Origin of the sequence: Xanthomonas sp. NCPPB 3569, assembly GCF_041475645.2 — a bacterium.
Taxonomy (GTDB): domain Bacteria; phylum Pseudomonadota; class Gammaproteobacteria; order Xanthomonadales; family Xanthomonadaceae; genus Xanthomonas; species Xanthomonas phaseoli.
Genome location: NZ_CM192969.1, coordinates 4,126,504 through 4,146,969 on the forward strand (window position 1 = coordinate 4,126,504; position 20,466 = coordinate 4,146,969).

Genomic DNA, 20,466 nt, shown 5'->3' on the forward strand with positions numbered 1-20,466 from the left:
ACGCCTTACCAGCCGAAACCGGCGCCCACGCCGATCGAGCTGTCATCGCCGCTGAGTGCGCCGCCCACGGTGACCGTGGCGCGCGGGCTGATCGCACGCTGGTAGCCCACCGACAACGCCGACTCCCCGTTCTGGAAACCGACACCGGCACCGATGCGGTTCTGCGAGGCGATACCGGCCACGCTGGCGGACATGTTCAACATCGCCGAGCTCATCGCGCCCTGACGGTCCAGGCGACGGTTCTGCCGGCGCAGGCGGTCTTCGATATCGCCCTGGTAGCTTTCGAAGCTGTCGGCCATCGCGTTGTAGCGGCTGTCGGTGTAGCTGTTGGCGGCGGCAACGCCGCTGTCCAGCTGGCCCTTGTTGACCGCATCGGTGGCACGCGTACCGGCCGCCACATTGGCCACCTGACGCTCACCGCCCACGCTGCCCACCGACACCGTGTCGGCACGATCGGCAACCGAGCCCTGGCCCAGTGCCACGGCGCCTTGTGCCGTGGCACGGGCGCCCTGGCCGATCGCCGTGCCGGACGCGGCGGTCACTTGCGCACCTTCGCCCATCGCCACGGCATTGGTGGCCACCGCCGCGATCTGCGTGTTGGCACCCACCGCCGTGCTGCCATCGGCATTGACGCGTGCATTGCTGCCGATGGCGGTGTCGTTGGGGCCATGCGCATACGCGCTGCCGCCGATTGCCGTGCCGGTGACGTGGTTGGCCACTGCTGCCGTACCGACTGCCGTGGACGTGGCCGCCGGCGTGATGCTGCCGACGGCGGCGGCAGTGGGTGTGCCCTGCACAGCGGCCGTTGCATCGCTCGCGGTGCTTGCGACATTGCTGGACACATCGCCAACTGCAGTCGTCGCCACGGCCGGCACCGTTGCGGTACGCAGCGACGCAGTGCGTGCGACGGTGCCGGAGGCAGTGCCGCCACTGCGTGCATCCAGTTCGCTGACCTTGCTGTCCAAGGCCGTCAGTGCCGCACCGACGTTGTTGTAGCTGGCGCCCTGGATCACATAGGTCGGCGCCACGAACACGCCTTGCGCACCGATCGCCGCACCGCCGCCGAGGAAGCTGGCCGCATTGCTCAGCGACTGGAACAGCTGGCCGCCATTGATCGCATCGGTGCTGGCGCTGGCGATCGTGCCGGCACCCACATTGACGATGCGGCGCGTGGCCGGACCACCGCGGCCATTGCCGCTACCCACCGACACCGTATTGGCCTCATAGGTGCGCGAGCCCGAGCCCAACGCCACCGAATCGGCACCGCTGGCGCCCGCATTGGCACCCAACGCCACGGCATTGCTGCCGCTTTCGCGCACGAAGGAGTTGTAGCCCAACGCGACGCCGTTTTCGCCGATGGAATTGGTCTGCCGGCCCATCGCGGTGCTGTTCACGCCGCTGGCGCTGCTGTCCACACCCATGGCGCTGGCACCGGTGGCCGAGGCACGGCTGCCGGAGGCGACCGCCACGCTGCGTGCGCCGCTGGCGGTGGCGCCAGCACCTGCCGCCGTGGCGCGATCGCCAGTGGCCGAGGCCACGCCGTCGCCGGTGGTCTTGAGCATGCCGCTGGTGGTCTGCACATCGGCCGCCAGTGCATCCAGTTGCCCCTTGTTGACCGCGTCGGTGGCGGCCTGGCCGGCGCTGACATTGACGATGCGGCGCGTGGCCGGACCACCGCGGCCATTGCCGCTACCGATCGACACCGTGTCGGCTTCGTAGGTGCGCGAGCCCGAGCCCAATGCCACCGAATCGGCACCGGTCGCACCCGCATTGGCACCCAGTGCCACGCCGTTGACCGCGCTCTGGCGCACGAAGGAGTTGTAGCCCACCGACACCGCATTTTCGCCGATGGCATTCACCTGACGACCGACGCCGGTGCTGTTGATGCCGGTCGCCGACGCATCCACGCCAACCGCACTGGCACCGACCGCATCGGCGCGGCTGCCGCCGCCCAGTGCCAGGGTGTTGTCGGCAAGCGCCGCCGCGCTCTGGCCCAAGGCGCTGGCATTGACGCCGTCGGCATAGGAATTCCAGCCGATGGCGGTGGTGTAGTCCGCGGTGGCCCAGGCACCGGCACCGAATGCCGCCGCACCCGTGCCGGAGGCACGTGCCGGGATGAACCCGAAGAACGTGCTGCCGCCCACGGCCACGCTCTCGTCGCCGATGGCTTCGCTGAATTCGCCAACGGCGACGGCGCTGGCACCGGAGGCCAACGCAACGGCGCCGACGGCGGTGCTGTAATCGCTCGACGCGACCGCGCCATAGCCCAGTGCCGACGACAGGCGGCCGGTCGATTCGCTGTAGCCACCGAAGGCGGCGCTACCAACACTGGATGCGGTACTGCGGAAACCCGCAGCGATGGCCTGATTGTCGGACGCCACCGCTTCGCTGCCCAGTGCAGTGGTGTAGGTCGAAATCGCCTGCGCGCCCGCACCGTTGGCGGTGGCGCCGATATCGCTGGCCAACGCGTTGCTGCCGACCGCGCTGCTGTTTTCGCCCACCGCCTGGGCATTGCTGCCTAATGCGGCCGCGCCAGTGCCGCCAGCCAGTGCGCCCACGCCCACGGCAGTGGCGTTGTCCACCACTGCCTGCGCGCCCGCGCCCAATGCGGTGGTGCCGGTACCGGTGGCATTGGCACCCTCGCCTGCCGCCAGCGCGTTATCGCCATCGACGTAGGCACCTGCATCGCTATCGGCGCTGCCGCTGGCCTGGAAGTATTTGCTCGTGGCTGCACCGGCTTCGGCAACGGCGTTGAGCTGGTCCAGATTCACCGCATCGGTGCCCTGCGTACCGGCCGCCACGTTGGTGATCTGACGCTCGTTGCCGGCACTGCCCACCGACACCGCGAAGTCGCGATCGGCAACCGAACCGGCGCCAAGCGCCACGCTGCCTTCGCCGGTGGACCCAGCGAAATTGCCCAGCGCCGTGCTGTTGAGGCCCGGTGCCCACGCCGCGCCACCGACTGCAGTGGAGTAATCGCCGGAGGCTTCGGTCGGCAACAGGCCGAGCAAGGCGCCGCCGACCGACACGCTGTTGTAGCCGCTGGCCACACTGCCCTGGCCGGCGGCGATGCTGTAGGCGCCCGTGGCGGTGGCATCACCACCCACGGCCACCGTGTTCGAACCGCTGGCAGTGCTGAAATTACCCAGCGCGGTGCTGTTGAAACCGCTGGCGCTGGAATATCCACCCAACGCAGTCGAGTAGTTGGACGTCGCCTCGGCACCGAAGCCGAACGCCGCCGCGCTGGTGCCGTCGGCAACGCTCTCCGCACCGACGGCGGTGGCCGATTCGCCACTGGCGCTGGCGAAATAGCCCATGGCCGTGGATTCGCTGCCCTGCGCTTCGCTCAGCGCACCGACCGCCAGCGAGCCATCACCATACGCACCGGCGGCGGCACCAAGTGCGGTGCTCTGCGCACCGGCCGCTTCGCTCTCGCCACCTACCGCCACGGCGTAGTCGCCGCTGGCCTGGCTGAAGGCGCCATTGGACACGCTGCCGAAGCCGCTGGCCGCTGCGTTGTAGCCGGCCGCATTGGCGTATTGCGCGGTGGCGCTGGCGCCGCTGCCGATGGCCACCGCACCAATCGCGGTGGCCTGGCTGCTGGACCCGAACGCACTGCTGTAATCGCCGTCGGCCGTGGCATTGGAACCGGCGGCGGTCGCGTCTTCGCCCTGCGCATCGGCGGTGCCGGTGCCGGTGCCCGCGAACAGGCGCGCGGTATTTTCGGCGGCGCCAGCCACGGCGTTGAGCTGGTCGAGATTTACCGCATCGGTGCCCTCGGTGCCGGCCGCAACATTGGCAATCTGCCGCTCGGTTCCGGCTGCACCCACCGACACCGTGTTGGCGCGATCGGCGAGCGAACCTGCACCCAGCGCAACGCTGTTGTCGGCAGGTGTATACGCACCGCTGCCGAGACTAATGCTCTGCTCGCCCGAAGCATTGGATTGCCAGCCCAGCGCGACGCTCTCGGTACCAGGCGCATAGGACTGGCCGCCAATCGACGTGGCGCTTGTACCCGTCGCAAGCGCGTAAGTGCCCAGCGCGACCGAATAGTAGTTGTCTGCCCGCGCATTTGCGCCCAGTGCCACCGATGAATCGTAGAGTGCCCGCGCATTTGCGCCCAACGCCGTGCTGTCGCCACCATCGGCCACACTTTCGGTACCGACGGCGGTGTCGCGATCACTGCGCGCCGCACTGTCAACGCCCATCGCCGTTGCTCCGCGCCCACTGGCGACGCTGCTGCCGCCGACGGCCGTGCTGAAATATCCCGATGCCATGCTGTCGCCACCCAGCGCGGTGGCGTAGTAATCAACGGCACGGCTGTTGTTCCCCACGGCTGTGGCAAAGAAACCACTGGCGCTGGCGTAGCCGCCGATGGCCGTGGAGTACGCATCGGCTTGACCGCCCGCGCCGAGCGCAATGCCCTGCTCGCCTTCAGCCTGCGCTCCCCAGCCCAGTGCAATGCTGTCATCGCCGGTCGCCCTGGATTGGCCGCCGAGCGAAATGGCACGCGGACCGTATGCATTTGCGTAAGTGCCGACCGCAATCGAGTCGGTATCAGCCGCAGCCGCATTCGCGCCCACTGCCGTGCTGTTGTCACCGTAGGCAAGACTTTCGGTACCGATGGCGGTGCCACCGTCACCCCACGCCACGCTGGCAAACCCCAGCGCGGTCGATGCAGTTCCATTGCCGATGGTTTCGTAGCCGATGGCCGTTGCACCACGCCCATTGGCGATGCTGGTGCCGCCCACGGCGGTGCTGAAATAGCCCGATGCGTTGCTGTCGCCGCCGAGTGCGGTGGCGTAGTCGTCGCCGGCACTGCTGTTGAAACCGACCGCAGTGGCATTGGCAATGCTGGCGTTGGCATTGCTGCCGACGGCCGTGGTGCCCAGCGCAGAGGCCTGACTGCTGGCGCCGAGCGCAATGCTGTCGTCGCCCGACGCGTTGCTGGCGCCGCCCAGCGCAACGGTGCGCTCGCCGAAGGCACTGCTGTTTGCGCCGATCGCCGTGGATGCAGTGCCGCCGGCCGCAGCATTGGCGCCGAACGCGGCGCTGTCGGTCCCGAAGGCCACGCTTGCACCACCCACGGCGGTGCTGGTGTCGCCGAATGCCACGCTACCCACACCCAGTGCCGTGGAGTCCGCGCCATTGGCGATGCTTTCGTAACCCAGCGCCGTCGCGCCGTTGGCAGTGGCCTGGCTTGCGCTGCCCACTGCGGTGCTGGCATCGCCAGAGGCGCTGCTGTTGCCGCCAAGCGCCGTGGTGTTCTGCGCCACCGCAGTGCTGTTGAAGCCGACTGCCGTGGCGTTGTCGGTGGTGGCATTGGCGCCACTGCCGACTGCAGTTGCACCCTGCGCAGATGCCGCGCTGCTGGAACCCAGCGCGGTGCTGTAGTCGCTGTCGGCCAATGCGTTGGAACCGGCAGCGACGCTGTCGACGCCTTGTGCAATCGCAGTGCCATCGCCGGTCGCGACGAACGAGCGCGCAGTGGCGGATGCAACATCGGACACCGCAGTGAGCTGGTCGAGATTGACCGCATCGGTGCCTTCGGTGCCTGCCGCCACATTGGTGATCTGGCGCTCTGCGCCGTCCGCACCCACCGACACGGTATTGGCGCGCGTGGCAACCGAATTGGCGCCCAACGCAACCGAATTGGCGCCGCGGGCAGTGCTGTAATAGCCCAGCGCCGTGCTCAGTTCGCCGCTGGCCCACGATTCCGGACCCACGGCAGTTGCGCCTTCGCCCGGTGCATACGCGAAGTAGCCCACGGCGGTGGCTTCGGTGCCGGAGGCTTCGCTGAGCGTGCCCACTGCCGTGGTGTAGGTGCCCGATGCGGTCGCACCGGCGCCCAGCGCAGTGGAGGCTTCGCCGCTGGCCTGGGTCTGCACGAAGAAGCCCAGACCCGGGATGTAATCGACCGGACCACCGACCGCGGTGCTGCTGGTGCCGCTGGCGCTGGTCTGCGTGCCAATCGCAGTGGCGTAATCGCCTGCCGCATTGGCGACCGCACCGAACGCGGAAGACTGCGTACCGGCCGCATAGGCACCAACGCCGAACGACGATGCCGCAAAGCCATCGGCGTTGGCGCTGGCGCCGACTGCGGTGCCGCCGACGCCGGCACTGGTGGCGCCGGTGGTGACCGGCACGCCGCCGTTGGTGACCAACGGCTCGCCGTCTTCGTCCACTGCCGCGCCGCCCACGGCCACGCTCGCCGGACCGTTGGCCTGTGCGTTGTGGCCAAATGCTGCGCTGTTCTGCCCGGACGCGAGCGCGTTTGCGCCCACCGCGGTGGCGTTGTTGGCCACCGCATTGGCGCCGGTTCCCAGTGCCGTGGTCGCCGTGCCGGTGGCATTGGCGCCGTCGCCGGCCGCCAGGGCGCTGTCGCCTTCGACATACGCGCCCACGCTGTCTTCGCCCGGAGAGGCCTTGAAGAACAACGCGGTGTCTTCGGCCACATCGGCCACGTCGCGCAACTGCGCCACGTTGACTGCATCGGTGGCATTGACGCCGGCAGTGACGTTGGTGATGCGGCGCGTGGCCGGGCCACCGCGGCCATTGCCGCTGCCCACCGACACCACGTCGTCTTCGTGGGTGCGCGAGCCTGCGCCCAGCGCCACCGAATTTGCGCCGGTCACGCCGGCATTGGCGCCAAGCGCCACGCCGTTTTCGCCGCTCTGGCGCACGAAACTGTTGTAGCCGATGGCCACGGCGTTTTCGCCGATCGCATTGGTCTGGCGCCCGATCGCGCTGCTGTTGACGCCACTGGCGCTGCTGTTGGCGCCGGTGGCCACGGCACCGGTGGCGCTGGCATGGCTATTGGCACCGATGGCGGTGGCCTTGCTGGCCGGCGCCGCGGCGCCGCGGCCCACTTCCACCGATTGCGCATTGGCAGGAAGCGGCGTGGCCAACCCGGTGCCCAGCGCCAGGGCGATGGCGGCGGCCAGTGCCAGGCTCTGGCGGCGATCGATGAATGCGGCTGAGGCAACCGCTCCGGGACTGTCGCCGCTGGCCAATTCCGAGGCTACGGCCCACACGCCAAGCGATTTGTTCCAGACCTTGCGATAAATCCGATTCATCGACGCACGACTCCTGAGTTGTTGGACTGGTTTTTTGGCGAACACCCGGCGGCAGAAGGCGTTCCAGCCTGCAATTGACCGCAGTTGTTCGCGCTATGGGCCTTGCGGCGGAGCGGTTTGCGCCGGCTTCCTGGATAGTCAAAAAGTGAACGCTACCCAACCATAGAACTGAGCGGAGTGTTAACAGCCGTCATTTCAGGCGTCAAGTTTTTGACAGAAAGCGAAGAGAAGTGCGCGTTTAGTCACACTTCTGCTTGCTTTTTTAGATTTTTAATAAATCTTTGGAAAACAGCGACCTAGATCATGTCCTTCGAGACATTTCAGGGCTGAATAGGCGCAACGGGAAAAGACAAAAAAGCCCGCTGGCAGGGCGCCAGCGGGCTTGGTTGCGCAAAATGCAGGGTGTGGCAGGTCAGGCCTGCGGCCAACAGGCCCCGCACCCTGCATGCGCCGTCCATCGGCGCGCGGAGCGGCCGTGGTTCAGGCATTCACCGCCAAGGAAATGGCGATCTCGCCGCACCGACGGCTGGGCGTCGGATCATTGACGCGCCAGCAGGTTCACCGCGTCGAAACCGCTGCCTTCCAGCTTGAGGATGTAGGTGCCGGCACGCGGGGCAGTGAAGCGCACCGTCTGGCTGGTGCCGCGCCGCGTGGACGCGCCGTCGTTGTCGGTGGCGGTGGGTTCGCGTCCGAATGCCACGTACAACTGCGCCTGGCCGCTGCCGCCGAAGCTGATGAAACTCAGCACCGCACCCGCCTGCGCTTGGAACGTGAACACGCCCGCATCGCCCGACAGATTGGAGATGCCGCTCTGGACCACGCCATTACGCAGTGGCTGTGCATCCACCTGACATCCCACATCGCCCCTCTCGCAGCGACGCAATGCGCGGGCAACCGCGGCTCCGGCATCCACGATGCCGGCCCCGGCCGGCGTTGCCACCGGAATCGACACCGGGAATGGACGCGCCGTGCGCTTGAGCAGGCTCTCCATTGCGGCTGGCGACAGCGGCGGTTTGCCGTCGGCGATCAATGCGCTCTGCACCAATGCGGCGGTACCGGCCACATGCGGCGACGCCATCGAGGTGCCGGCGTAATGCGTGCCGCCATAGGTGAACTGCCCGGAGGTTGGTGTGGTTTTGCCGGTATAGAGGGTTTGCCAGACAAAGCTGCGGATCGGACCATCGTTGGTCACGAAGGACATCGAGCTGCCACCCGGACCGGCCAGGTCGATCTGCCGGCCGAAATTGCTGTAATCGGCAAGGCCGCCGGTGGCGCGCGTGGCGGCAACGGCAATCACATTGGCGCAGTTGGCGGGAGCCATCGTCGAGACATCGGCAGTTGAATTGCCCGCCGCCACCACCACGGCGGTGCCGCGCGCCACTGCGCCATCGATTGCAGCCTGCATCGTCGAACCGCATGCGCCGCCACCGCCCAGGCTCAGGTTGATCACTTCGGCAGGATCGCGGTTGTCCGGCACGCCATCGACGTGACCGCCGGAGGCCCAGACGATGGCATCGGAGATGTCGGAGAGTCGCCCGCCGCAGTGCCCGAGCACGCGCACCGGCAATACCTTCGCCCTGTAGGCGACGCCGGCTCCGCCAATGCCGTTGTTGGTGGCTTCGGCAACCGTTCCGGCCACGTGCGTGCCGTGCCAGCTGCTGTCGCTGGCCACCGAAAACAACCCGCAGTCGCCGTCTTCGGCGATCCAATCGCCCAGGTCCAGTGCGCCGGGCACACGCTCGGCCGTGGCACGACGCGAGAAGAACGGGTCGGTGATGAAGTCGTAGCCGGCAAGCAGATTGCCGGCCAGGTCCGGGTGATCGGGCAGGATGCCGGTATCCAGTACCGCCACGACGACGCCTTCGCCTTGTGTTGTTTTCCAGGCTTGCGCGACGTTGATGCCACCCACCGGATCGATGAGATGCCATTGATTGGTTTGCAGCAGCGGATCGTTCGGCAATGCGCCGCTGGCTTGCAGCGGATACATGCGCAAATCCACCTGCGCCGATTCGACGTCCGGGTCTGCGCTCAATTCCTGCACAAGACGGTCGGCATCGGCACGACTGAGCTGGGCAGGCAGCTTGATCAGTTCGCCGCCGGCGGCAAGCGTGCGCAGGTAGGTTGGCGCTGCGGTGGCAGTGGTGCGTGCAGCAGGCGCAAGACGGATGGAGGCGCGCGAAGCGGCCGCACCGACTGCCGTCGAGGCACTGCGGCCGATGTCGTGCGCGGTGCCGACCTGCCCGCTGCGGTAGCGGACGATGATTCTGTCAACCGGCGCATTGGCCATGGCCTGTTGACGTTGGGCACTGGCCGCTGCCGCATCGGCGGTGGCGGTGGCGGTGGCGGCCAACGCTGTACTGCACGACGCAGCCAGGACACAGCAGGCAAGCACAAGGACCTGCGTAGAAGAGCTCTGGATCACGATGGAATTCCTTCGAGGTGAGTGCGAAAGGGCATGACGAAGAAAGTGCGCCGCCCGACGACGGGCGGCGGGAATGCATGCAACCGCGTGGTCCTCCTGCGGCTACCAGCCGAAACCGGCGCCCACGCCGATCGAGCTGTCATCGCCGCTGAGTGCGCCGCCCACGGTGACCGTGGCGCGCGGGCTGATCGCACGCTGGTAGCCCACCGACAGCGCCGACTCCCCGTTCTGGAAACCGACACCGGCGCCGATACGGTTCTGCGAGGCGATACCGGCCACGCTGGCGGACATGTTCAACATCGCCGAGCTCATTGCACCCTGACGGTCCAAGCGACGGTTCTGCCGGCGTAGGCGGTCTTCGATATCGCCCTGGTAGCTTTCGAAGCTGTCGGCCATCGCGTTGTAGCGGCTGTCGGTGTAGCTGTTGGCGGCGGCAACGCCGCTGTCCAACTGGCCCTTGTTGACCGCATCGGTGGCACGCGTACCGGCCGCCACGTTGGCCACCTGACGCTCGCCGCCCACGCTGCCCACCGACACCGTGTTGGCACGATCGGCAACCGAGCCCTGGCCCAGTGCCACGGCGCCTTGTGCCGTGGCACGGGCGCCCTGGCCGATGGCGGTGCCCGAGGCCGCGGTGACCTGCGCACCTTCGCCCATCGCCACGGCATTGGTGGCCACCGCCGCGATCTGCGTGTTGGCACCCACCGCCGTGCTGCCATCGGCATTGACGCGTGCATTGCTGCCGATGGCGGTGTCGTTGGGGCCATGCGCATATGCGCTGCCGCCAATTGCCGTGCCGGTGACGTGGTTGGCCACTGCTGCCGTACCGACTGCCGTGGACGTGGCTGCCGGCGTGATGCTGCCGACGGCGGCGGCAGTGGGTGTGCCCTGGACCGCAGTGCTTGCGGAAAGCCCAGTTGCAGCGCCCGTCGCTGCAGACGAGAGGGCACTGTCGGCTGTTGCGTCGGTCGCCAGCGCTGCCGACTGCAAGCCATCGGCCGTTGCGTCGACCGCTGCAGTGCGCGCCGTTGCCAGGCGTGCGACAGATACACGTGACGCAGCTGTTGCCGCGCCGCCTCGCGCATCCAGCTCGCTGACCTTGCTGTCCAACGCCGTCAGTGCCGCACCGACATTGTTGTAGCTGGCCCCCTGGATCACATAGGTCGGCGCCACGAACACGCCTTGCGCACCGATCGCCGCACCGCCGCCGAGGAAGCTGGCCGCATTGCTCAGCGACTGGAACAGCTGGCCGCCATTAATCGCATCGGTGCTGGCGCTGGCAATCGTGCCCGCCCCCACATTGACGATGCGGCGCGTGGCCGGGCCACCGCGACCGTTGCCGCTACCCACCGACACCGTGTCGGCTTCATAGGCGCGCGAGCCCGAGCCCAATGCCACCGAATCGGCACCGCTGGCGCCCGCGTTGGCACCCAACGCCACGGCATTGCTGCCGCTTTCGCGCACGAAGGAGTTGTAGCCCAACGCAACGCCGTTTTCGCCGATGGAACTGGTCTGCCGGCCCATCGCGGTGCTGTTCACGCCGCTGGCGCTGCTGTCCACACCCATGGCGCTGGCACCGGTGGCCGAGGCACGGCTGCCGGAGGCGACCGCCACGCTGCGCTCGCCGGCAGCAACCGCCAGGCTGCCCAACGCAGAACTGCCCTGGCCAACGCTGGAGGCATTGAAGCCCACCGCGGTGGCAGATGCGCCAAGCGCGCTGCTTGCGCCACCCAGCGCCATGGCGCCCTGCCCCTGCGCAGATGCCGTCGTTGCGCCCGTGGCCGGCGTTACCGCCAGATAGCCATCGATGCGTGAGGTGGCGGCGCGCACTGTATCGAGCTGGGCCACATTCACCGCATCGGTGGCTTCGGTACCGGCCGCAACGCTGGTGATCTGGCGCGTCAAGCCGGCTTGCACATCGCCAACCGACACCGTGTTGCTGCGAAACGCATAGGAGTGCGCCCCCAGCGCAACCGCGCTGGATGCCGAACGATTCCAGGCATCGTCGAGCCAGGATCCCACCTTCGCGCCGTAGCCGATCGCCACGGCATCCACGCCGTTGGCCTGCGCGTCCGCGCCAATGACGGTGCTGTCACCATTGAACTGCGAGGTCGCGGCACGCGCGCCTAGCGCCACGCTGTTTTCGTTGTAAGCGGTGCTGCCGTGGCCGATCGAGATGCCGCCATCGCCCGACGCCAAGGCAAAGCCGCCCAATGACACGGTGCGTGGTGCGAACGAACCGGCGCTGTGCCCGATCGCCACCGCATCGGTATTGCCGGGCGCATTCGGAAATACGTTGGAATCGTAGCCAATGGCAATCGCATAATCGGATTGGCTTTGCGCACCCGAGCCCAGCGCAATGCCGCCAAGACCGGTCGCTGCGGTAATCGAGCCGAAGTTGCTGACGCCGCCCACGACAACGCTCTGTGCTCCGCTGGCTAAAGAGGTGTCGCCAACGGCGACGCTACTGGCACCGTCGCTTCGCGCCCTGTAACCGAACGCCGTCGAGGTGTCTGCGCTGGCACGCGAGGAATAACCGCCGGCAGTGGAAAGAAAGCCGCCAGCGCTGGAAAGCCCGCCCACGGCAGTGGCGCCGTCGCTGGAAGTCTGTGCGCGATACCCCAGCGCCGTGCTCTGCACGCCACTGGCGCTGGCGCCGCTGCCGATGGCGCTGGCATACGGCGTTCCCGCTACCGCACCACCGCCCACTGCCGTGGCGCCCACACCTGACGCCTGCGTAGCCTGTTCGCGTTGGCCGATGACGAAGCCGTCGGCATCGTAATCAAACACGGTCGCAACGCCGCCGAGGGCGATTGCCGATTCTCCCGCCGCCGCAGCGTTATGACCGATCGCGGTCGCGTCGCGGTCCAACGCCAGGCTTCCACCGCCCAGCGCCATGGTTGCATCGCCCAGCGCATTGCTCGCATTGCCCAACGCCAGCGCATCCTCACCGTCCGCGTACGCCGGGATCTGCGCATCGGCGGCGGATGGTGCAGCCGCTTGCGTGGCGCTGTCGTTGGCTACTGCGGGTGCGGCCTGAGCCCCCGTGCCCGCCTCGCCCGGGCAACGTAGCGTGCCCTCGATCATCTGGCACTGCATGATCGCTGCAGCCGGTGTCGTCGCGGCACCGGCCGCCCCGGCAATGCCGAACAACACGATCGCCACTGCCGTGGCCAGCACTCCGCTGGTATGGTCGCGCGGCAGGCTGCCCTGCGCATTTTCCACCGTGCGAACACGCGGCACCATTTGGTCGTGAGTACAAGACTCGCGACCAGCCTCCAAATAAATTCGCTTCATTAACGCCTATCTCCCCATTTTTGGTCTGGTGTGTGTAAAAACCGACCACCGCACGAACAGATCGCACGGTCCCCCTGAGGTTTTATATTCGCGCGCACTCGCCTCAGCTTTGGAGTATTCCAAAACTGAAAATTCAAAGCATTAAATACACAGAAGCGTAGATCGAAAGATCGATAACGCTAAATTAATTTAATTGAAAAGTAGAGCCATCAATGCGATTGCCGTCACACACCGCAAAATCAGCGATGCGGAATACATAATCAAGGGATTTGAAAGTTACTAAAAAATGGCCAGGTATCGTTTTATTATTTAGTCGCGAATTCGCTACCGCTAACGCAAAGATTAGGTTTCAACAGTTTCGATTGCAGCGCATGGCGCATTCCGCTCATCGAGCGACTATCGCCATTTGAGCCGCTCCATCGCGTGGTTCGCGCGCGCCACAAGCGCCACCGGCAGATTGCAGTCGAGGCGGGCGAGCCCAGCGAACACGCTTGGCTTCCGCGCAAGGCTGTTGATCGCATCGCGCGCATGTGGTGGTAGCGGCAGCACGCGCTGAATCTGCAACTGATTTCAATTGCAGATTCAACGCACCTGCCTAAACGACAACGGCCGTGCGCATCGCTGCACACGGCCGTCGGATCATGCGTCAGCGGCTGCCGATCAGCCGCACGGCATCAACCGCACCACACCCGCGCGTTGCGGAACATCCGCAACCATGGTGAGTCGTCGCCCCAGTCGGCCGGGTACCAGCTCAGGTTTGCGCTGCGTGGCGTGCGCTCCGGGTGCGGCATCAGGATGGTGACGCGGCCGTCGCTGCTGGTCAGCCCGGTGATGCCGTCAGGGGAACCGTTCGGATTGAGCGGGTACTGCGATGCCACCGCGCCATCGCCATCGATGTAACGCAATGCCACCCGTGCGGCGGCCTGGTCCACGGCGCTATCGAACTCTGCGCGCCCTTCACCGTGCGCCACCGCCACCGGGATCCGCGAGCCGGCCATGCCGCGCAGGAAGATCGACGGCGACTCCACCACTTCCAGTAGCGCGGTGCGCGCTTCGAACTGCTCGCTGCGATTGCGCAAGAAGCGCGGCCAATGCTCGGCACCGGGAATGATGTCCTTGAGCTGGCTGAGCATCTGGCACCCGTTGCACACGCCTAGCGCGAACGTATCGCTGCGCGCGAAGAACGCGGCGAAGGCCTCGCGCAACGCCGAGCGCTCCAGGATGGATGTCGCCCAGCCGCGGCCGGCACCCAGCACGTCGCCGTAGCTGAAACCGCCGCACGCCGCAAAGCCCACGAACTCGCGCAGGTCCACGCGGCCCTCGATCAGGTCGCTCATGTGCACGTCATAGGGACGGAAACCGGCGCGCTCGAAGTTGTAGGCCATTTCGATCTGCCCGTTGACGCCCTGCTCGCGCAGGATCGCCACCTTGGGCCGCGTACCGGTGGCCACGAACGGCGCCGCCACATCGTCGGCAGGGTCGAACACCAGCTTCGGGCGCAGGCCTGGCGCCTTGAAATCGCGTGCCAGCGCGCGCTCTTCATCGGCGCTGTCCGGGTTGTCGCGCAGCTTCTGCATGGCATGGGTCACCGACCACCACGCATCGAACAGCTCTTCCCAACGCCATTCGGCCAGCACGCGGCCCTGCCCGCTCACGCGGATGCGCGGCGTGCCGGTGGGGCGTGCAATGCGCTGCGCGCATTCGGTCAATGCGTGGCGCTCGACCAGGTCGGCGAACGCGGCGCGGTCTTCGCTGGCAATCTGCACCACCGCGCCCAATTCTTCGTTGAACAGGCTGCGGAACGCATCGTCGCCCCACGCATCCAGCGTGATATCCAGGCCCTGCCGCGACGCGAAGGCCATCTCGCACAACGCAGCAAACGCACCGCCATCGCTGCGATCGTGATACGCCAGCAACAGCCCGCTGTCGCGCGCGTCGCGGATCAATTCGAAGAAACTGCGCAGACGCTGCGGATCGTCCAGGTCCGGCACCTCGCCGCCGAACGCCGGCAGCGCGCTGTCGTCGGCATACACCTGCGCCAGCACCGAGCCGCCCAGCCGCTGCTTGCCGCCTCCCAGCCCGATCAACCACAACTCGCTCTCTTCACCGCTGCGCAGCAACGGCGTCAGCTGCGTGCGCACATCGCCCACGGGCGCGAATGCACTGATGATCAACGATACGGGTGAAACGCTTTTCAGCGTTTCACCGGAAATAGGGAATGGAGAATCGAGAATGGTGGAAGCGGAGGACTCTGGCGTTTCACCATTCCCGATTCCCGATTCCCCATTCCCAACCTGCCACTGCGCCTGCATCGACAGCGAATCCTTACCGACCGGCACGCTCAGTTCGAGTGCGGGGCACAGCTCCATGCCGATCGCGCGCACGGCGTCGTACAGCAACGCGTCTTCGCCGCTATGGCCGGCGGCGGCCATCCAGTTGGCCGAGAGCTTGATGCTGTCCAGCCGCTGCACCGGTGCGGCGCACAGGTTGGTGATCGCTTCGCCCACTGCCATGCGCGCGGATGCGGCCGCGTTCAACAGCGCCAGCGGCGTGCGTTCGCCGATCGACATCGCCTCGCCTTCGAAGGTGTCGAAACCGGCCAGGGTGATCGCGCAATCGGCCAGCGGCAGCTGCCATGGCCCGATCATCTGTTCGCGTGCGGTCAACCCGCCCACGCTGCGATCGCCAATGGTGACCAGAAAGCTCTTGGACGCCACGGTGGGATGCGCCAACACGCGCAAACCGGCCTGCTGCAGGTCCAGCGACGCGGTCTGCAGCACCGGCCACTGCGGCGCGGCCGGATGCGCCGCATCGCGATGCATCTTCGGCGCCTTGCCGAACAGGACATCCATCGGCAGGTTGATCGGGAGCTGGGAATCGGGAGTCGGGAATGGGGAATGGGGAGAAGCGGCTTCGGCAACCGGCAGCACGCCGTTACCATTCCCGATTCCCGATTCCCCATTCCCGGCGTCCAGGACGCCGTATCCGACCACCAGCCGCTCCTCGGCCGTGGCCACGCCGACCGCGGCGAACGGGCAGCGTTCGCGGGCGCAGATGGCGGCGAATTCTTCCAGGCGCGCCTGCGGCACGCCAAGTACATAGCGTTCCTGCGATTCGTTGCACCACAGTTCCAGCGGCGACAGCGACGGGTCGTCGCTGAGCACGCGACCCAGGTCGATGATGCCGCCCACGCCCGAATCGTGCAGCAGCTCGGGAATGGCGTTGGACAGCCCACCCGCGCCCACGTCGTGGAACCAGCGGATCGGGTTGTCCACGCCCAGCGCCACGCAGCGGTCGATGACCTCCTGGCAGCGGCGTTCCATCTCCGGGTTTTCGCGCTGCACGCTGGCAAAATCCAGCGCCTCGGCGCTGTCGCCGGCCGCCACCGAACTGGCCGCACCGCCGCCCAGGCCGATCAGCATCGCCGGGCCGCCGAGCACGATCACCGCATCGCCCGGCTGCAGGCGCAGCTTTTCCACCTGGTTGCGATCGATCGCGCCCAGGCCACCGGCCAGCATGATCGGCTTGTCGTAGGCGCGGGTCAGGCCCGGGCCTTCGGCCAGCTCGAAACTGCGGAAATAGCCGAGCAGGTTCGGGCGACCGAATTCGTTGTTGAACGCCGCGCCGCCCAGCGGGCCGTCGAGCATGATGTCCAGCGCCGGCGCCATGCGCGGGTTCAGCGCGCGCAGCGTTTCCCACGGCTGCGGCAGGGTCGGAATGCGCAGGTGCGAGACCGAGAACCCGGTCAGGCCGGCCTTGGGCTTGCCGCCGCGGCCGGTGGCGCCTTCGTCGCGGATCTCGCCGCCCGCACCGGTGGCCGCGCCGGGGAACGGGGCGATCGCGGTCGGGTGGTTATGCGTTTCCACCTTGATCGCAAAGGCCGACGGCAGCACCGCCTCGCTGCGATAGTGACCGGTGGCCGGATCCGGGCGATAGCGCGCAGCCGGCACGCCTTCCACCACCGCCGCGTTGTCGCTGTAGGCCGACAAGGTGTGCTGCGGGGTCTGCTGGTGGGTGTGCTTGATCATGCGGAACAGCGAGCGCTCCTGCGGCTTGCCGTCGATGGTCCAGCTGGCATTGAAGATCTTGTGCCGGCAATGTTCGGAGTTGGCCTGGGCGAACATCATCAGCTCGACGTCGGCCGGGTCGCGGCCCAGCGCGCCGAAACGTTCGCGCAGGTAGTCGATCTCGTCCTGCGCCAGGGCCAGGCCCAGGTCGCGGTTGGCCTGCTCCAGCCCATCCAGCGGCACGCGCTGCAGCTGGCCCGGGTCGGGCACGTTGAACAGTGCCTCGGCGGCAGCGGCCGAGCCGAGCAGCGATTGCGTCATCGGGTCGTGCAGCAACTTGGCCACGGCAGCCTGGGCGGCCGCGTCGTCCGGCCAGCCGGCCAGGTCGATGCGGGTGCCGCGCTCCACGCGCTGGATCGGCTGCCCGGCCCCGCGTACCAGCTCGGTGGCCTTGCTCGACCACGGCGACAAGGTGCCCAGGCGCGGCACCACGTAACGCGAGGAGGCATCGGCATCGCGCGCGGCGGGCGCGGCGTTGGCCTGCAGGATCCGCTGCAAGGTGGCCTGGTCGGGCGATTGCCCGGCCTCGGCGCGGATGAAGTACACGTGCCAGGCGCCAGTGATACGCAGCGCGGGAACGAGGGTTTGCAGGCGGGTTTCGAGCCGAGCGCGGCGGAACGGCGAAAGGGCGGAAGCGCCCTCGAGGACCATCATGTCCGGGGAACCGTGTCAGAAACGGGGCTGCAGATTGTAACGGAGCCGGTGGGTCGGCGTCGGTCAAGCGTGCGGCGGAAGGCAATCGGCCAGCGAATCAGGCCGAAGACCACCAGCCCACGTTTCGTTCGGCGCGGCCATCGTGACGGGCGGAATAGCGCAGCGACCTGGCGACTAGCTGTCTGGCTAACGCGTTGGCGTCTGGCCATCTGGCTAACGCGCCGGTTGGCAGCGCCCTGCCCTGCTCCTACTGTCTTCATCCGCACCGTCATCGTGGCCCTGCGACTGGCGCAGGCGCGACAGTTGGCAGTGGCGACATCTGCGCGCCGTACGCAGCCGATCGGCACTACCGCCTGGACGAATCGGCGGCCGGACGCCGCACGGCCGCTCGATCCAGCCAGCCACGCCACCCCCGAAACGCAAAAGGCCGGAATGCAGACGCATCCCGGCCCCCTGACAAGCGTCCAGCCAGCGAGGGCCAGCGCCGACGCGGCGTCACACGGCCGCGTCGATGTGGATCAGCGGCTGCCGCCCGCCGTGCTCACGGCGCGCTTTTCCAGCGCCTCGCGCAACTGCGCCGGTGGCAGGTAGCCACCGAGCTGGGTGCCGTCGGGGGCGAAGATCGCCGGCGTTCCGTTGACGCCCAGGCGCTGGCCCAGGTTGTATTCCATCGACACCGGGTTCTTGCAGTCCTTGGAGGCGACCGGCTGACCCGACTTGGCGGCCGTGAGCGCCTGCTTGCGATCGGCAGCGCACCACACCGCAATCATTTCCTTGTGGTCCTGGCTACCCAGGCCCATGCGCGGAAACGCGAGGTATTCCACCGCGATGCCCTGCTTGTTGAGCTCGCCGATCTCGCTATGCAATTTGCGGCAGTAACCGCATTCCACATCGGTGAAGACGGTGACGGTGTACTTCGGGTTGGCCGGCGCGAACACGATGCGGTCGGCCTTGGGCACGGTGTCCAGCTGCTTGCGGCGGTAGGCCAGCAAGCCCGGGCTTGCTGCGAACTGCTTGTTCTGGATGTCGAACGGCTGCGCCTGGATCAGGTAGCGGCCGTCGTCGCTGACGTACAGCACCTGCCCGCCGACGACCACTTCGCGGAAGCCGGGGAACGGCGCAGCACCGATGTAATCGGGCTTGAAGTCCGGGTCCAGCGCCTTGAGCGCCGTGCTCACGCGTTGGTCCACCGTGCCGGTGGCGGCAGGCGCGGCGGCGGGCTTGGCGCCGGCAGTGCTTGCCGCAGGCTGCGAGGATTGTGCGCAGGCGGTAAGGCTGATCGCGCCCAGCAGCGCGGCGATGGCAAGACGATACATTCACGCATCCAGATGGAATGAGGTGCCCGGATTCTCGCACAGCGCAGATGAAGCCTGGCCCCGGCCGCCACAGTTCGTGAACGCGATAGGCAAGTTGCTGCATCTGTTGGACAGACGCAATGCAGCGCGCGGCTTGCCGGGTCTGGCAGTGGGCTCGGCACAGTCGCCGTCGCAGGCGCCTTGAAGATGCCTGCAAGCGCCGCCTCACTCTCTGTTGTTTTCAGGGGTGCACGGCTGCGTGGCGTCCGGCGCTGACCGGCAGCGCGAGGTATGACCATGAGGATATCAGGCCGGCCGGCGCCAGCCTGACCGGCAAGGCCGCCGCGGCAGCCGAAGGTGTCTGGCGAGGCACCACCAACGTCCGCGGGCGGTGTCGATGCGGCCGCCAGCGCGGCGTTGACCTGTTGGCAGTTCTCTGCCGCAACCGCGACAAGCGCGTGGCCTGCGCGCATCCCAGGGCGAGACGCTGCGCCGACTAACCGCGCGGATGATGGCTGGCGTGCAGTTTCTGCAGATGCTGGCGCGCCACCAGCGTATAGATCTGCGTGGTCGACAACGAGCTGTGGCCCAGCAGCATCTGCAACGCGCGCAGATCGGCGCCGTGGTTGAGCAGATGGGTGGCAAAGCTATGCCGCAGCCCATGCGGGCTGACCGTGTCCGGGTCGATACCGGCGACCGCTGCGTAACGTTTCACCAACACCCAGAACTGCTGTCGGCTGAACGGCTGACGCGCGGCGTCGATGAACAACGGCACCTGCCCGTCAACCGCCGCCACCGGCTTGTTGGCGGCCAGCAGCGGGCGCGCCTCGCGCAGGTAACGCTCCAGCCAATGCTGGGATTCCTCGCCCAGCGGCACCAGCCGGTCCTTGCTGCCCTTGCCGGTCACCCGCAGCACGCCCTGGCGCAGGTTCACCCCCACTGCCGGCAGGTTGACCAGCTCGCTCACACGCAGGCCCGCGGCGTACATCAGTTCCAGCATCGCGCGATCGCGCAGGCCTGCCGGGGTGTCCGCGTCCGGCGCGGCCAGCAGGGCCTCGATCTGACTTTCGGTCAAGGCCTTGGGCAGCGAGCGTGGCAGTTGCGGTGGGTCGATCAGGGTAGTGGGATCGTCGCTGCGCACGCCATCGCGCAGGCATAGCCCGTAGAACGCACGCAAGGTCGACAACAGCCGCGCCGTGCTGCGCGGAGAGTAGTTGGCCTGGGCACGCCAGCGCAGATAGTCGAACAGGGCGGCACGGTCGATGCCGAGCAAGCCGCCACCCGCGCCGTCGCGCCAACGCGCCAGCCCTTCCAGGTCGCGCCGATAACTTTCCAGGGTCTGTCGCGCTACCCCTTGCTCGGCCCAGAACCGGTCGAGAAAGCGTTCGATCACGCTGGCATCAGCCGCCTGCACCGGTGGCAGTTGGCGGGCAAGTTGGCGGCGTTCGGCGGGGCTGCTGGCAGACATCGCCACAGCATAAAACGCGGCGTGCGTTTTGAGAGCCGATGGGCGGCGTTGCCGGGAGGTGTATTGCCTGCGCTCGAGAGGCGCACATGTGGCGCTGCGCGTCATTGTCGCGCGTGATCAGCACGCCTCGGCCGCAGGCGCGAAGGTCATCCGGATCGCGACGCCAGCAAGGCAGCGGCGATGCCGT

At 67.4% G+C, this 20,466-nt stretch carries 6 protein-coding genes and 1 pseudogene; all 7 read right to left on the bottom strand.

Annotation, left to right across the window (positions count from 1 at the left end; all coding sequences use genetic code 11):
* Nucleotides 1–5: 5 nt before the first annotated feature.
* Nucleotides 6–7,076: an ESPR-type extended signal peptide-containing protein gene (locus ACCQ03_RS17720; protein ID WP_150146907.1), complete on the bottom strand. Its 7,071-nt coding sequence runs from the start codon at nt 7,074–7,076 to the stop codon at nt 6–8.
* Nucleotides 7,077–7,614: 538 nt separating this feature from the next.
* Entirely contained in the window at nt 7,615–9,498 is a 1,884-nt protein-coding gene (locus ACCQ03_RS17725; protein ID WP_209226795.1) for a S8 family peptidase, read from the bottom strand.
* Nucleotides 9,499–9,600: 102 nt separating this feature from the next.
* Nucleotides 9,601–12,795: a YadA-like family protein gene (locus tag ACCQ03_RS17730; protein WP_209226797.1), complete on the bottom strand. Its 3,195-nt coding sequence runs from the start codon at nt 12,793–12,795 to the stop codon at nt 9,601–9,603.
* 674 nt (nt 12,796–13,469) lie between these two features.
* A complete protein-coding gene (gene purL, locus ACCQ03_RS17735; RefSeq protein WP_209226800.1) occupies nt 13,470–17,516 on the bottom strand; it encodes a phosphoribosylformylglycinamidine synthase in 4,047 nt (1,348 codons plus the stop codon).
* A 518-nt stretch (nt 17,517–18,034) separates the two neighbouring features.
* Entirely contained in the window at nt 18,035–18,832 is a 798-nt protein-coding gene (locus tag ACCQ03_RS17740) for a DsbC family protein (protein WP_008571787.1), read from the bottom strand.
* A 227-nt stretch (nt 18,833–19,059) separates the two neighbouring features.
* Nucleotides 19,060–19,284, bottom strand: a pseudogene (locus tag ACCQ03_RS17745) (hypothetical protein); the annotation flags it as partial.
* A gap of 23 nt (nt 19,285–19,307) precedes the next feature.
* Entirely contained in the window at nt 19,308–20,279 is a 972-nt protein-coding gene (xerD, locus tag ACCQ03_RS17750) for a site-specific tyrosine recombinase XerD (RefSeq protein WP_209226805.1), read from the bottom strand.
* Between the last annotated feature and the right edge of the window lie 187 nt (nt 20,280–20,466).